We start from the raw sequence: 14,379 nt of genomic DNA, 5'->3' as shown, positions 1-14,379 counted from the left end.
CCGCCCCTCTATCTTGATTGATGATCACTTGATTGATCATCACATACGGGGCGGTCCCTTCCTGCTTGATGCCGCTTCGGTTTTAATTGTTGCCGGCGCGGGCCAATTCGCGCGCGTTCGCTTCAAAAGCGGCCAGCAGCGCGGCTTCGCCCTTCAAGCCCTCGTCCTCGACTTTGCGGATTTGCTCCAGCATCCGCTTGTAGTCCTTCGGAATGACGCGGACGAACTTCGGCAGGTACTCGTTCCAGCGGTTCAGCACACGGCGTCCCACCGGACTGTCCGTGTACAGGAGGTGACGGCTGATCAACGTCCGCAGTTGGTCCGCTTCCGCCGGATCCTCCACCGTCTCCAGCAGCACCATTTCCAGGTTGCAGCGGCCGGCGAAGTCCCCGCTTTCGTCGAGCACGTACGCGATCCCGCCGGACATCCCGGCCGCAAAGTTCCGGCCGGTTCCGCCCAGAACGACAACGCGCCCGCCCGTCATATATTCGCAGCCGTGATCGCCGACGCCTTCAACGACGACGTTGGCGCCGGAGTTGCGGACCGCAAACCGTTCCCCGGCGATGCCGCGGATGTACGCTTCACCGCTCGTTGCGCCGTAAAACGACGTATTGCCGATGATGATGTTCTCCTCTGCGGCAAACGTCGCGCGCGGCGACGGCTTCACGATGACCTTGCCGCCGGACAACCCTTTGCCGGTGTAGTCGTTGGCGTCGCCTTCGACGGTGAGCGTCATGCCTTTCGGTATGAACGCCCCGAAGCTTTGACCCGCCGATCCTTCGAAATGGAACGTGATCGTATCTTCAGGCAGCCCCTGCGCACCATAGCGGCGGGTGACTTCGCTGCCCACGATCGTCCCGGTCGCCCGGTTCACGTTGCAGATCGGCAGCCGGGCGCTGACGGCTTCGCCGCGTTCCAGCGCGGGGAGTGCAAGACGCATGAGCTGCGTCATATCCAGCGTCTCTTCCAACATGTGGTTCTGCCGCTTCGTGCAATAGCGGCTGCTGCCCTCCGGCAGCTCCGGCATATGCAGCAGCGAGCTGAGGTCGACGCCTTGCTTCTTCCAATGGTCGACCGCCTTGACCGTATCCAGGCAGTCGGTCCGTCCGATCATCTCTTCCAGGGTGCGGAAGCCCAGCTCCGCCATCCATTCGCGCAGATCCTCCGCCACGAACGTCATAAAGTTGACGACATGCTGCGGGTCGCCGGTGAAGTTCTTGCGCAGCTCCGGATTTTGCGTCGCGACGCCGACCGGGCACGTATCGAGCTGGCAGACGCGCATCATGATGCAGCCGACCGCCACCAACGGCGCGGTCGAGAAACCGTATTCTTCGGCGCCGAGCAGGGCGGCGACGGCGAGGTCGCGGCCGTTCAGCATCTTGCCGTCGGTTTCCAGCACGACGCGGTCGCGCAGATTGTTCAGCATCAGCGTTTGATGCGTTTCGGCGAGCCCCAGCTCCCATGGCAGCCCCGCATGGCGGATCGAGCTTTGCGGCGAGGCCCCGGTTCCCCCGTCATAGCCGCTGATCAGGATGACATCGGCGCGGCCTTTGGCTACGCCGGCGGCGATCGTTCCGACGCCGGCTTCCGAGACCAGCTTGACGTTGATGCGGGCCTGCGGGTTGGCGTTCTTCAAATCGTAAATCAGCTCGGCCAAGTCTTCGATCGAATAGATGTCATGATGCGGCGGCGGCGAAATCAGGCCGACGCCCGGCGTCGAGCCGCGCACTTCCGCCACCCAAGGATACACCTTGCGGCCCGGCAGTTGGCCGCCTTCGCCCGGTTTAGCGCCCTGCGCCATCTTGATCTGGATTTCATCGGCGTTGACCAAATAGTGCGACGTGACGCCAAAACGTCCCGACGCTACTTGCTTGATTGCGCTGCGGCGCAAATCGCCGTTCGCGTCCGGCACATAGCGCGCCGGATCCTCGCCGCCTTCGCCGGTGTTGCTTTTGCCGCCGATGCGGTTCATCGCGATCGCAATCGTCTCATGCGCTTCCTTGCTGATCGAACCGAAGGACATGGCCCCGGTCTTGAACCGGCGCATGATCGATGCCGCCGATTCCACTTCCGCAAGCGGCACCTTCGGACCGACCGGCTTCAGCTCCAGCAGGGAGCGCAGGGTCAAATGCTTCTTATTCTCGCCTTGCACCAGCGCGGCGAACTTCTTATACAGCGGGTAGTCGCCCGTCCGGACCGCCTGCTGCAGCAAATGCACCGTCTGCGGGTTGAACAGATGCTCCTCCCCGCCGCTGCGCCACTGGTATTCCCCGATGGAATCCAGCACCTTGTCGCTGCCGTCCTTGTCGGTGTAGGCCCGGAAATGATGGGCCAGCGTTTCGGCCGCCACTTCCTTCAGGCCAATGCCTCCGATCCGCGACGGCGTCCAAGTGAAGTATCGGTCCACAAACGACGGCTCCAATCCAACCGCTTCGAAAATTTGCGCCCCGCGGTACGATTGAATCGTCGAGATGCCCATTTTGGACAACGTCTTGACGACTCCCTTGGTCGCGGCCTTCATGAAATTGTAGATCGCTTTTTCATGTGAAACTCCCTGCAGCATGCGCTGGGCGATCATATCCTTCAGACTCTCGAACGCAAGATACGGGTTCACCGCGCTGACGCCGTAGCCGAGCAGCAGCGCAAAATGGTGCACCTCCCGCGGTTCGCCCGACTCCAGCAAGAGGCTGACCTTGGTCCGCGTCTCCTCGCCGATGAGATGGTGATGCAGGCAAGACACCGCCAGCAGCGCCGGGATCGCCGCGTTCTCCGCATCCGTGCCGCGATCGGACAAGATCAGGATGTTATGGCCTTTGGCAATCACCCGGTCGGCCGCTTCGCATAACGTGTCCAGCGCCTTGCGCAGCCCTTCCGCCCCTTCGGCGGCCGGGAACAGGATCGGAATCGTGATCGCTTTAAAGCCCGGCCGGTGCAAATGGCGGAGCTTTGCGAAATCCTCATTGGACAGAATCGGCGAATCCAACCGGATTTGCCGGCAACTCTCCGGCTCCGGCTGCAGCAGGTTGCGCTCCGGCCCGATCGTCGTCGCGGTCGAGGTGACCAACTCCTCGCGGATCGCATCGATCGGCGGGTTGGTGACCTGCGCAAACATCTGCTTGAAGTAGTTGTATAACCGCTGCGGCTGTTCCGACAATACGGCGAGCGGCGCGTCGTAGCCCATCGAAGCGATGTTTTCCTGACCGGTCAAGGCCATCGGCTCCAGCACCTTCCGCAGGTCTTCGTACGTATAGCCAAACGCCATCTGGCGACGCGCGATGTCTTCATGGCTTTCCGGCGGCAGCTCCTTCGCCTCGGGCAAGTCTTCCAGCTCGACGAGATGCTCGTTCAGCCACTCGCGGTACGGATGCTCCTTGGCGATCGCCGATTTCACTTCCTCGTCGGAAATGATCCGGCCTTCCCGCGTATCGACGAGCAGCATCCGCCCCGGGCGCAGCCGGTCCTTATAAAGCACGTCCTCCGCCGGAATGTCGAGAACGCCGACCTCCGAGGAGAGGACGATCAAATCGTCCTTTGTCACGTAATACCGCGATGGACGAAGGCCGTTCCGGTCCAGGATGGCCCCGATCTGGATGCCGTCGGTAAAGCCCATCGCCGCAGGCCCGTCCCATGGCTCCATCATCGTGCTGTGGTATTCGTAAAACGCTTGTTTGTCCGGATCCATGTCCTCCCGGCCGACCCAAGGTTCGGGCACCATCATCATGGCCACGTGCGGCAGGGAACGTCCGCTCAAGTACAGGAATTCAAACGTGTTGTCGAACATCGCCGTGTCCGAGCCGTCCGGATTGATCACCGGCTTGACCTTTTCCAAATCGGCGCCGAACGTTTCGCTCTGGAACATCGACTGGCGGGCATGCATCCAGTTCACGTTGCCGCGCAGCGTATTGATCTCGCCGTTGTGAATCATGAAGCGGTACGGATGCGCCCGCTCCCAACTGGGGAACGTATTCGTGCTGAAGCGCGAATGCACCATCGCAATCGCCGATTCCAGCGTCTCGTCCCGCAAATCGAGGTAGAACTGACCTACCTGCTCCGTGGTCAGCATCCCCTTGTACACAACTTTCCGGCATGACAGGCTGGATACGTAAAAAGCATCCCCTTGCCCCGCCCCGCTGTAGCGGATCGCGAGTTCGGCCCGGCGCCGAATCACGTACAGCTTGCGTTCGAAGTCCAGATCCTCCTTGAGATCCACGGAACGCCCGATGAACACCTGGCGGACGAACGGCTTCGCCGCTTTGGCCGATCGGCCCAGCATATCATCGCGAGTCGGCACCGTGCGGAATCCGAGGACGCGCTGTCCCTCCGCCTCGGCGATGCGCACGAGCTCCTCCTCCTGCTTGGCCCGGGCCGCTTCGTCATGCGGCAAGAACAACATGCCGACGCCATATTGTCCCGGTTCCGGCAGAGCGAATCCAAGCTTTGTCGCTTCGGCGGCAAAAAACCGATGCGGGATTTGCAGTAATATACCTGCGCCGTCCCCCGAGTTCGGTTCGCTGCCCTGACCACCCCGGTGTTCCATATTCGCCAGCATGGTCAGCGCCTGGCTGACGATATCATGGGAGGCTTTCCCTTTGATATGGGCCACGAAGCCCATGCCGCAAGCGTCTTTTTCGAAAGCGGGATCATAAAGTCCCTGCTTGGGAGGTATAACGGTATGTTTCATCATCTGACGCAACCTTTCTATTTAGAGGTAGTTCAAAACATCATAAGCGAAATCTAAATGGATCAGTCCCCATGCCTTGCCGCGATGCCGGATAAGCCCGGATCAATCTTTCTTACTATTCTAACGGAAAATGTCATATCTGTTTTTGCATTATATTCTCTTTATTTTGCACTATTGATTAGAACTTTTAGGCCCCGACAGGGCGGCTTTGCCACGAAAGCGTCACCATATGAAATGTGTTGTTGCCTTGCAAGGCTCTTTGCACCATTATCCCTTTTGTTAAGGGGGCGAGAGGGCAGGTTATTAGCCCCCGCATTTTCTACCCCGGGATCTTCTCCCATCTCCGTGACCTGATCCAACGGGATGATCGTGCAAAGCGTCCGGATAACGAGTTCCCCCTCGCGCGCGGCAGAAGATCGCCAACGCAAAAAATCCGCCCCCCGGATACTCGGAGAGCGGATCTGTTTGTTCTATATATTATGCGATTAATGCGATTGGACGCTTAGGTTGGCTTCGGGACTGACGTCCGCGCTGCGTTCGTGTCGCAGGAAGTACATGAGCGTAACCGCCAGGAAGACGACGCCGAACGCGGCCAGCAGGCCGATGTTTTCCCAAGCGATCGACAGATCGCCGGTCGAGACGACCGCCTTAAAGCCTTTGACGCTGTAGGTCATCGGCAAAATCGGGTTGAAAGCCTTCATCCAGTTCGGAATCAGCTCGAGCGGGAAGGTCCCGGCGCTGGTCGTCAGTTGGAAGATCAGCATCAGGATCGCCAGGAACCGTCCCGGGTTCTCCAGCCAGGTTACCAGGGCTTGAATGATGAACATGTAGCACAAGCTGGTGATAAAGGCGAAGAGGTAAAAGAGCGGGACGCTCTTGACCTCAAGCCCCAATCCGTACAGAACCAGCACAACCGCCAGCAGGGACTGGATCAAGCTCATACCGGCAAAGGCCAACGTACGGCTGACGAAACGGTTCCAGCCGCTGGCTTCCGCAACCGAGGTTCCCCGTACCGGCACGACCAGCGTCGAGATCAGCGCCCCGACGAACAGGCCCAGCGACAAGAAGTAAGGAGCGAAGCCGGTACCATAGTTAGGCACTTCGTTGACTTTTTGCTCGTTGATTTCGATCGGCTCGGCGTACATGTTCACGAGCGCGTCGGTTTTCTTCACGCCCGACGTTTGTTCGGCCGCATCGGTCAGCTTTGAGGCCAACTCGCCCGAACCTTCCGTCAGTTCATCCATGCCGTCCTTCAGTTCGCCGGCGCCTGCGTCCAGCTGCTTCGAGCCATCGGCCAGCGTACCTACGCCGCCGGACAATTGCTCGACACCGCCAAGCAATTGTTTGGCGCCAACGCTCAGCTCTCCGGCGCCGCTGGCGAGCTTCTGCCCGCCGGCCGCCGCTTCCGACAGCTTGCCGCCGAACAGCTCGAGGCCGCTTGCCAGTTGCTCTTGCCCGGCATTCAGTTGCGTCGCGCCTTGCAGCAGTTGCTCTTGGCCTGCCGCCAGCTGCTGCCCGCCTTGAACCAACTGCTGCTGGGCGCTATGCAGATTCTGGCTGCCCTGCAGCAGTTGCTGGTTCCCTTGGTGCAACTGCTCGCTGCCTTGGGCGACTGCCTTGCTGGCGGCGATAAGTTGCTGAACCGCAGCGTTCTTCGCCAGCTCCGGATTCGCCTGGGCAAGCTGCTCCAAGCCTTGCGCTACGCTGGTAGCCCCTTGGGCCACTTTCGCGCTGCCTTGGACCGACGATTCCAAACCGGTTTGCAGCTTAGCGCTGCCCTGCTCGGACGCCTCTAAGCCAGCTTGCAGCTTCTTCGCGCCTTCCAGCGACGATTGAAGGCCGGCTTGCAGCTTCTTACCGCCTTGATGCGCCTCTTTGGCTCCGTTCTCCAGTTGCTGATTTGCCGCTTTCAGTTGCGTCAAACCGCCAGCCAAGCTGCCGGCTCCGGCTTTGACTTCATTGATGCCTTGGTACAGCGACTCTGTACCTTGCTCCAGCGGGGCAACGCCGTTCTCCAATTTCTTCGAGCCATCGACCAGTTTGGCCAGATTTTCCTTCAGCTTCTTCGCGCCGTCGTCAAGCTTAGCCGCCCCTTCGTTAAGCGCGCTGGCTCCGCTGCCGGCATCCCCGAGGCCACCGGAGATCTTTTCCACTTGTTCGAACAACGTTTCCGTATAAGCTTCCGTCACTTTGGCGGAGACTTTCGATTTGATTTCCTTGACCGCCGTGCCGCCGATCTGCGCCGCGAGGAAGTTATAACCTTCGTTCGGCTCAAAGATCAGCTGCGCCGGCGCCGGATTCTCATCCATCAGCGTGGTCGCCTGTGACGAGAAATTGTCCGGAATGACGATGGTCATATAGTAATCATTGTTCTTCATCCCGGCTTCCGCTTGCTCGCGGGTGACGAAATTCCACGCGAAATCGTTGCTCTTCTTCAGCTCCGTTACGAGATCCTCGCCGACTTTGAGCTCTTTCCCCTCGTACTTCGCTCCCTGATCCTCGTTTACCACCGCGACCGGCAGCTCGTTCATCTTCCCGTACGGATCCCAGAAGGCCGTCAGGAACATGCCGCTGTACAGGACGGGAATGAACAGCACGACAAGAATCGGGATAAACACTTTGGGACTTTTGAAGGTGGCTCCCATATCCTTGAAAAATACGCTTAATGATTTCATTTTTGCTTTCTCTCCCCTTGGTGGCTTCTTTCTCTATTTTGCCCGATCGAATTCGTTTACGCTTCCGTTGGCAGAAGCAAACCTCCCGCCAGAAAATCGCGGATAAACTCCTTGATTTGATCTTTGCTTAGAGGTTCATTGTTTTTGTTCCAGTCCGACGTTAACGCGATATACAGCTTAAACACGACGAAAGCGACCAGCTTGGGATCAAACGGGCGGATCTCCTGCCGCCTGGCGGACCGGGACAGATGGCGCTCCAGATACTCCAGAATCGCGTTTTCGATCTGCTCCAAGCCTTCCCTGGCTTTGGGCGTGCCGAAGTCGCGAACCTCCTGGGACAACTTGATCAGGAGCTCATGTTCGCTGCGGAACTCCAACAGCGCGTCCATAGCTCGGTGCAGGTTCTCGAAGAAGGGTTTCTCTTCGTCGATCTCCGGTTCGATAACCCGCTTCATCTCCGTGATGACAGAACGCAAAATCTCATCGAACAGCTCTTCTTTGTTCGTGAAGAAGGTGTAAATCGTTCCTTTGGCCACATTCGCAATTTTCGCCACATGGTCCATCGTCGTCGCTTTGTAGCCGAATAGGGCAAAGGACTTTTCCGCCGCTTCGACTACGAGTTTACGGCGATCTACCACAGCCATCTTTGTCACCTCCCCTGTGTTAAAATGGTCAATCCTTCAAGTTCTTCAGCCGAAAATGACTAAAAATCAATTTTGGTCATTTGGTCAATCCTTACTTTACTCCTCGCGCATCCGAAATGCAAGATGTTTTTTTCAGAATTTTTCATTCTTTTTCAAATGCCTGTCCCGCGCCTTTTCGCGTTCTGCCGCTCCCCGACCTAAGTCCAGTCGGCCCACCCGTCCCGAGCCTCTTTAAGCCGGCATACAAACAACATAAACTTAATATCAGAAGGAACGAATCGGAACTATCCTTGGGAGCAGGTGAATGATTCATGAGAAAAAGAAGAGTATTGATCTTATCGGAGGGCTTCGGAAGCGGGCATACGCAAGCCGGTCATGCCCTGGCAGCCGGGCTGAAACGGAAGAACCCGCAAATCCGAACAAAGGTGCTGGAATTGGGATCGTTCCTGAATCCGACCGTGGCCCCGTTGATCCTTTCCGCATATCGGATGACGGTGAGCACCAGCCCCGCTTTGGTCGGCTTGTTTTATCGGCGGAAGTACGAGAAACCGGTAGGGCGGTTTGCCCGGCTGGCATTGCACAAAATGTTCTATCAGCACGCGGCCGAAGTTATCGCGCAGCTTCGTCCCGATCTGATCGTCTGCACGCATCCGATCCCGAGCGCCATCGTGTCTTACCTTAAGCTGACCGCAGGTTTGGAGGTGCCGCTTTGCACGCTGATCACGGACTACGATGCCCACGGCTCTTGGATGAGCCCCGGGGTGGACCGGTATCTCGTCTCCACGCCCGAAGTCAAAGCGTTGCTCGTACAGCGCGGCGTGGCTCCTTCCAAGGTTCAGGTCACGGGGATTCCCGTGCACCCGGATTTTTGGAGCAAGCAAGACAAGGCGTCCGCTCGGGCGGAATTAGGGTTGAAAAACATGCCGACCGCACTGGTGATGGGCGGCGGCTGGGGATTGCTGTTCAAAGAGGATCTGCTGGCCAAACTGGCGGCTTGGAGCGAAGAGATCCAGATCGTCTGCTGCATGGGCAGCAACGAGAAGCTTGCCGCCAGACTGCGCGCTCATCCGGCTCTTCAGCATCCGAACATCAAAGTAATCGGATTTACGCGGGAAATCGGCAAATGGATGGACGCCTCCGATCTGCTTGTCACGAAACCCGGCGGCATGACCTGCACCGAGGGGATGGCCAAAGGCATTCCGATGCTGTTCTTCGAATCAATCCCCGGACAGGAGGAGAAAAACCGCGAGTATTTCGTCCAACACGGCTTCGGTGCCGAGCTGGATTCACCGGACGTGCTGGACGCCTGGTTTGAAACGATCCGTGACAAGCACGCGGTTGCCAGCCGCAACGAGCCGGAAACAGCGGCGCGGCAACACGGCTACCGGCCCGACCTCTGCGCATGGGCCGTCAGCAGCCTGCTTCATCCGTTAGCCGCTCCGGTCCGCCTACGTCTACAGACGGCCGGCGCTGCCGAACAACGGGCCAATTAGGTCAGCAGCGCCGACCCAACCACCTCGTACATCGGGCGCTCGTGCATATGCGTCCGGTAGATGACCAGCCGGTCGGCCGTCCAAGTGCCGAATTCCGGCATGGCCTTCGGCAGCTCCGGGGCTAATCCCGCCTCCTCCCGATACTTTCGGGCCAGCGTAATATGCGGGCTGAATCGCCGTTCTTCCGGGATGAACCCTAGTGCACGGTTCTCCGACGTAACCCGGCGCTGCAGGCTTTCCAGCCCGGTCACCTCACCGCGAACGCCGGCCCATAACACGCTGGGGCTCGCCGGCCGTCCGAAGGTTCCGATCCCGGCGGCTTCCAGACCCAATGGAGCTATCCCCTTTGCCGCCCGCTCCAGTGAAGCCGCAAGCTCCGTCAAGCGTTCCGGAGAAGTGTCCCCCAAAAACTGCACCGTAATATGGTAATCCTCGGCATGCACCCATTTCTTAAATTGCAGCAATGTTTTTTGCTCCCTGCACCAGTCTTCCAGTTTTTGTTTTAGCGCCTGCGGAAGAGGCACGGCGATAAACAATCGCCATTTTTCTTCATTTCCTGACATACTCTGTCACCCTCTATGATATTTTTCTCTTTTTTTATCTTTTTCGACAATCCGAAGTGCGATTGATTACATCCTGCAAATATTTTCTCTATATAATGTGTTTTAGTGCTACCTGCATATACAGTCATCAAGCCTTATTGACGGGAGATGGAACATGAGCTTTGTACAAAAAATTACCTCCGTACTGATTGGACTGCTCATCCTGGTCGGATCGCTGATCGGGTTATTTGGTTATCAGATGACTTACCGCCAGGTGGAAGAATCCGTCGGAATCGAAACGGTGGGCTGCGCCAATATCACGACCGGGCTTGTCGAGCCCGAAGCCATCCTCCGGCTCGCAGAAGGTGATCGTTCCGGCCTTGCAGAGCTCGAGCAGCGATTAAACTGGACCGTCGAACACAAGCCGCTGTTCAAAGAGGTGTTCCTGATGTCGCTCGACGGCACCATTCTTGCCGCTGACCAGAACCTCAAAAGCCGGGGATACGAAGCCGGAGACGCTTTTTATTTCAACGCGCAGGACCGGGACATGATCCTCCAAATGAAGCATTCCGTATATACGAAGGTGTATTCTTATGACGGAGTGAAGCTGCTCAGCGGATACGGTCCGATCTACAAAAATCACGACCCGAATCAAGAGATCGTCGGACTGATGGTCATTAACTTCGATGCCTCGATCATCGGGGAAAGAACGCGCGACATTCTGCTCCTGCCCTTCATCATCGGAGGCGGCGTCCTAATTGCCGCGGTCATTTTCGTGTATTTCTTCATCCACCGGATGATTCGTCCCCTTGAAACATTATCCCGGCAGGTGGAGCAGGTCGCTCAAGGCGATCTGACCGTTCAGACGCGCATTCTAAGCAGCCGCGATGAGATCGGGAACTTGACGCGCAATTTCGCGAAAATGGTCGGCAGCCTACAGCAGTTGATCACCGAAGTCAACGATACGTCCATGCAGGTCGCTTCCTCTTCGCAGGAGTTGTCCGCCAGCGCACAGCAAACCGGGAAAGCCAGCGAGCAAACCGTGGAGATCACGTTATCTCTGGCCGAAGGCGCGGAGCGCCAACTGCAAAACCTGGAATCCGGGTCGGCCATGCTTCGCGACATGTCCAAGCGGATCGGGCATATCGCCCGCCATGCCGAGAGCGTCTCCGCATCGGCTCAGCAAGTCTCTGCCGCATCTAGCCAAGGGGGAGTAGCCATCGAGTCCGGCGTGGAACAAATGGCGACCCTGGAGACCAAAATCGTTCATCTTTCCGCGGTCATCGAAGAGCTGGGGGGATATTCCAAAGAGGTGCAGAGTATCCTCGACATCATGACCGACATCGCTGCCGAAACGAACCTGCTTGCGCTAAACGCTTCGATCGAAGCGGCCCGCGCCGGAGAATACGGCAGCGGATTTGCCGTCGTCGCCTCCTCGGTCCGCAAGTTGGCCGAACGTTCCGCAGCCTCGGCGCAGCAAATCGCCGAACTCATTGCCCATATTGTCGGGCAGGTGGAGCTCACCGGCAACGCAATGGACGAGACCGTCCGCGAAACGAAACGCAGCGCCGAGCTGGTACGCAGCGCCGGATCCTCTTTCTCGGAGATCCAAGCCTCCGCGCAATTCACGGCCGGGGCGATCGCCGATGTCAGCGAAGGGGTACGGCTCTTGTCGGACAGCTCGCAAAAACTGGTGCACTCCATCGATGAAATCGTCCGGTTCGCGGGCGATACGGCGATCAGTGCCCAGAACATGTCGGCGTCCTCCGAGGAGCAATTGGCCGCGATGCAGGAGGTCGACGCTTCGGCAAGCCTCCTGTCCGGCTTGTCGGAGAAGCTTCATACTCTGATCGAACGTTTTAAAGTGAGCTAACTGCGGCTCGAAAAAAAAGACCTTGCCGATAAGCATTTATTTTGCTTAGGGCAAGGTCTTTCGTATTGATCGGCCAACGCCTTATTTGCCGAGATAAGCGTTCAGCATCCAATTGTGTTTCTCAAGCGAAGATACGATGCCGAGCAGCAGGTCGCTGGTCGCCTCATCTTCCGCTCTTGCCGCCGCTTCCATGCCATCCTTCAACTCGCTGTCCAATTTCTCGAAATCGGCGATCACCGCAGCCACCATCTCATCGGCAGTTTCCTTGCCGCTCGCTTCGGAAATGCTGGCGAGCGCCAGAGCTTCGCGCAGGGTTGCGATCGGGGTACCGCCAATGGCCAGCAGGCGTTCGGCGATATCGTCGATATAACCGGCCGCTTCGTCGTAGAACGACTCGAATTTCTCGTGCAGCGTAAAGAAATTCGGGCCTTTGACGAACCAGTGGAAATTGTGCAGCTTCGTGTACATTACCGTCCAGTTTGCGATTTGCAGGTTCAATTGTTTCTGCAGTTCTTGAGCCGCTTGTGTCATCGTTTGGTTTGCCATCGTTTAATTCCTCCATTCACCATATCAAAATTTGAAGAAGCCATCTGTCTGGATGCTTCAAGTGTAAATAACTTAAATTTAGACTAAATCTAAATCTTGTTTATATCATACCACTCCGCTTTCAGAGATGCAACCATTTGCTCCATGAACATCAGGTGAACTTTTACGAATTCATCGGCTCTATTTTGCACTTCTTCCCCTCTTCATATGCAAAGAACCGAACCGGCAAGCACAAAAACGTCCGGTTCGGTTCCTTGAATTCACCGCTCGCCGCGGATATGCAGTTTAAATTGCTCCAGACTTCGCTCCATCTGGCGAATGCCGTCCTCCACCAGCCTGCGATCCACCGCGTTCTCCAGGTCAAACTGCGGCTTGCGGGCAGCCATGGCTTTCTTCTCCTCTTCCCAATAAGCTTGCCGGCGCTGGATTTCTTTATATTTGTCCAGCAAATCGGTAATGATATCGTAGAAGCGCTCGTAATCGACGATAATGTCATCCAGAAACCGGTCGACTTCCTCCTTATCGTAGCCCCGCATTTTGGCGTTGAAATCTTTTTCGTGAATGGAGAGCGCATCCAGTTTGATCCCTAGTTGCCGAAACAGGTTTTTTTGATCCTCCAGTTTGCGCGCGTAATCGTCTTGCATTCCAAATCCCTCCGTTACCTGCCTAAACAAGGTTATATAATGCGTATTACATGCAAAAGCAAGCGTATCTTCTATAATGTACCACATTTACGGCCATTCGTTCATCTTCACGGTATGCCGGAGGTGATTCAAGTATTCGACATTGTCCGATTTTCTTTTTATAATAGTCATTAGCTGAGTCTAACATCTGGTGGTGAGTTACGATTTTATACTTATTTACTTTCCTGCTATCGTTTTTGATCGTGTATTTTCTGATTCCGCCGCTCGGAAAGCTGGCTTTCCGCCTCGACTTCGTGGACAAACCCCGCGAGGATGTCGAACGCAAAATCCATCGCCAGCCGATCCCGCTGACGGCAAGCTATGCCATCTTTGTCGGTTTTTTCGCTTCGTACCTGCTGTTCACCCGAAATTTCTCCTGGGAGACGGGAGCGCTGTTTGTCGGCGGCCTGCTGCTGCTGGCTATCGGTACGGTTGACGATTGGTACAAAACGAAAGGCAAGGATTTTCCGGCGCTGCCCAAGCTGGTCGTGCAGGTATCCGCTGCCGTCCTGGTTTATGCGTCAGGCATCACCTTTAGCGGCTTCGTCAATCCGTTTAGCGGCGACTACGTCCTGCTTCCCGCATGGCTCCAATTCGTTCTGACCATCCTGTGGATCTTCGGCGTCACCACGGTGATCAACTTTTCGGACGGATTGGATGGTTTGGCCGGGGGATTATCCGCCATTTCCGCGGTAACGCTGTTCGTGGTCGCTTTGGCCAAGGGGCAAACCACCTCCGCGATGCTATCGATCGCCCTCATCGGAGTCACGCTGGCTTACCTGCGGTATAACAAGCCGCCGGCAAAGGTATTTATGGGGGACGCCGGGGCGACCTTCCTCGGGTTTATGCTGGCGGTAATCGCACTGGACGGCGCCTTTAAGCAGGCGACGGTCTTATCCCTGTTTATCCCGGTGCTTGCCCTTGGCGTGCCGATTTTCGACAATCTGTTTGTCGTTATCAAGCGGATGCTGCAGGGCAAATCTCCTTATGTGGCCGACGCCAGCCAAGTGCATTACCGGCTGCTTCGGGCGGGATTGAATCAGAAGCAAGTCGTGATGTTCTTGTACCTGATCAGCACTTGCCTGGGCTTATCGTCCATCATTCTTCTGTTGCTTCAGGTATAGAAGATCGGCGCACAAGCCGTTCAAGCAAGAAACGCGTGCACGGGGTTACCCGAAAGCACGCGTTTTTATTTCGTCGAACTTCAAAAAAAAGACCCCCGAAGGCGTCTTGTCTACCGGC

The 14,379-nt window shown here is 56.9% G+C and carries 9 protein-coding genes; 3 read left to right on the top strand and 6 right to left on the bottom strand.

The annotated features are described in order from the left end of the window. Positions 1-82: 82 nt before the first annotated feature. From gltB to ACZF99_RS05655, 3 genes are all read right to left on the bottom strand, one after another. On the bottom strand, positions 83-4,681 hold the full coding sequence (gene gltB, locus ACZF99_RS05665) for a glutamate synthase large subunit (RefSeq protein ID WP_483612561.1): 4,599 nt from the start codon (positions 4,679-4,681) through the stop codon (positions 83-85). Positions 4,682-5,166: 485 nt separating this feature from the next. After that, on the bottom strand, positions 5,167-7,356 hold the full coding sequence (locus ACZF99_RS05660; protein WP_483609800.1) for a YhgE/Pip family protein: 2,190 nt from the start codon (positions 7,354-7,356) through the stop codon (positions 5,167-5,169). 56 nt (positions 7,357-7,412) lie between these two features. Continuing rightward, complete coding sequence (locus ACZF99_RS05655; RefSeq protein WP_483609798.1) at positions 7,413-8,000, bottom strand: TetR/AcrR family transcriptional regulator; 588 nt, start codon at positions 7,998-8,000, stop codon at positions 7,413-7,415. Between the two features lie 311 nt (positions 8,001-8,311). On the opposite strand from ACZF99_RS05655, the gene ACZF99_RS05650 reads away from it, so the two are divergent. Then, positions 8,312-9,493 carry an MGDG synthase family glycosyltransferase gene (locus ACZF99_RS05650; protein WP_483609796.1) on the top strand — a complete coding sequence of 394 codons (1,182 nt, stop codon included), beginning with the start codon at positions 8,312-8,314 and terminating at the stop codon, positions 9,491-9,493. Here ACZF99_RS05650 and thpR read toward each other — a convergent pair. Then, positions 9,490-10,056, bottom strand: a complete 567-nt coding sequence (gene thpR, locus ACZF99_RS05645) for an RNA 2',3'-cyclic phosphodiesterase (protein ID WP_483609794.1) — start codon at positions 10,054-10,056, stop codon at positions 9,490-9,492. The genes ACZF99_RS05650 and thpR overlap by 4 nt on opposite strands. A 154-nt stretch (positions 10,057-10,210) precedes the next feature. Here thpR and ACZF99_RS05640 point away from each other — a divergent pair, with 154 nt between their 5' ends. Further along, positions 10,211-11,908, top strand: coding sequence for a methyl-accepting chemotaxis protein (locus ACZF99_RS05640; RefSeq protein ID WP_483609792.1), 1,698 nt, complete (start codon positions 10,211-10,213; stop codon positions 11,906-11,908). Positions 11,909-11,989: 81 nt separating this feature from the next. Here the strand turns inward: ACZF99_RS05640 and ACZF99_RS05635 are convergent, their stop codons facing one another. Together ACZF99_RS05635 and ACZF99_RS05630 are read right to left on the bottom strand one after the other, a co-directional pair. Continuing rightward, the gene (locus ACZF99_RS05635) at positions 11,990-12,454 is read right to left on the bottom strand and encodes a Dps family protein (protein ID WP_483609790.1); all 465 of its coding nucleotides are present in this window, start codon (positions 12,452-12,454) and stop codon (positions 11,990-11,992) included. Between the two features lie 260 nt (positions 12,455-12,714). Continuing rightward, positions 12,715-13,098 carry a DivIVA domain-containing protein gene (locus tag ACZF99_RS05630; RefSeq protein WP_483609788.1) on the bottom strand — a complete coding sequence of 128 codons (384 nt, stop codon included), beginning with the start codon at positions 13,096-13,098 and terminating at the stop codon, positions 12,715-12,717. 242 nt (positions 13,099-13,340) lie between these two features. On the opposite strand from ACZF99_RS05630, the gene ACZF99_RS05625 reads away from it, so the two are divergent. Continuing rightward, positions 13,341-14,261, top strand: coding sequence for an MraY family glycosyltransferase (locus ACZF99_RS05625; RefSeq protein WP_483609786.1), 921 nt, complete (start codon positions 13,341-13,343; stop codon positions 14,259-14,261). Positions 14,262-14,379 lie beyond the last annotated feature (118 nt).

The organism is Paenibacillus sp. JL3B1040, assembly GCF_057063165.1.
This window is presented reverse-complemented; position numbering and strand designations above follow the sequence as displayed.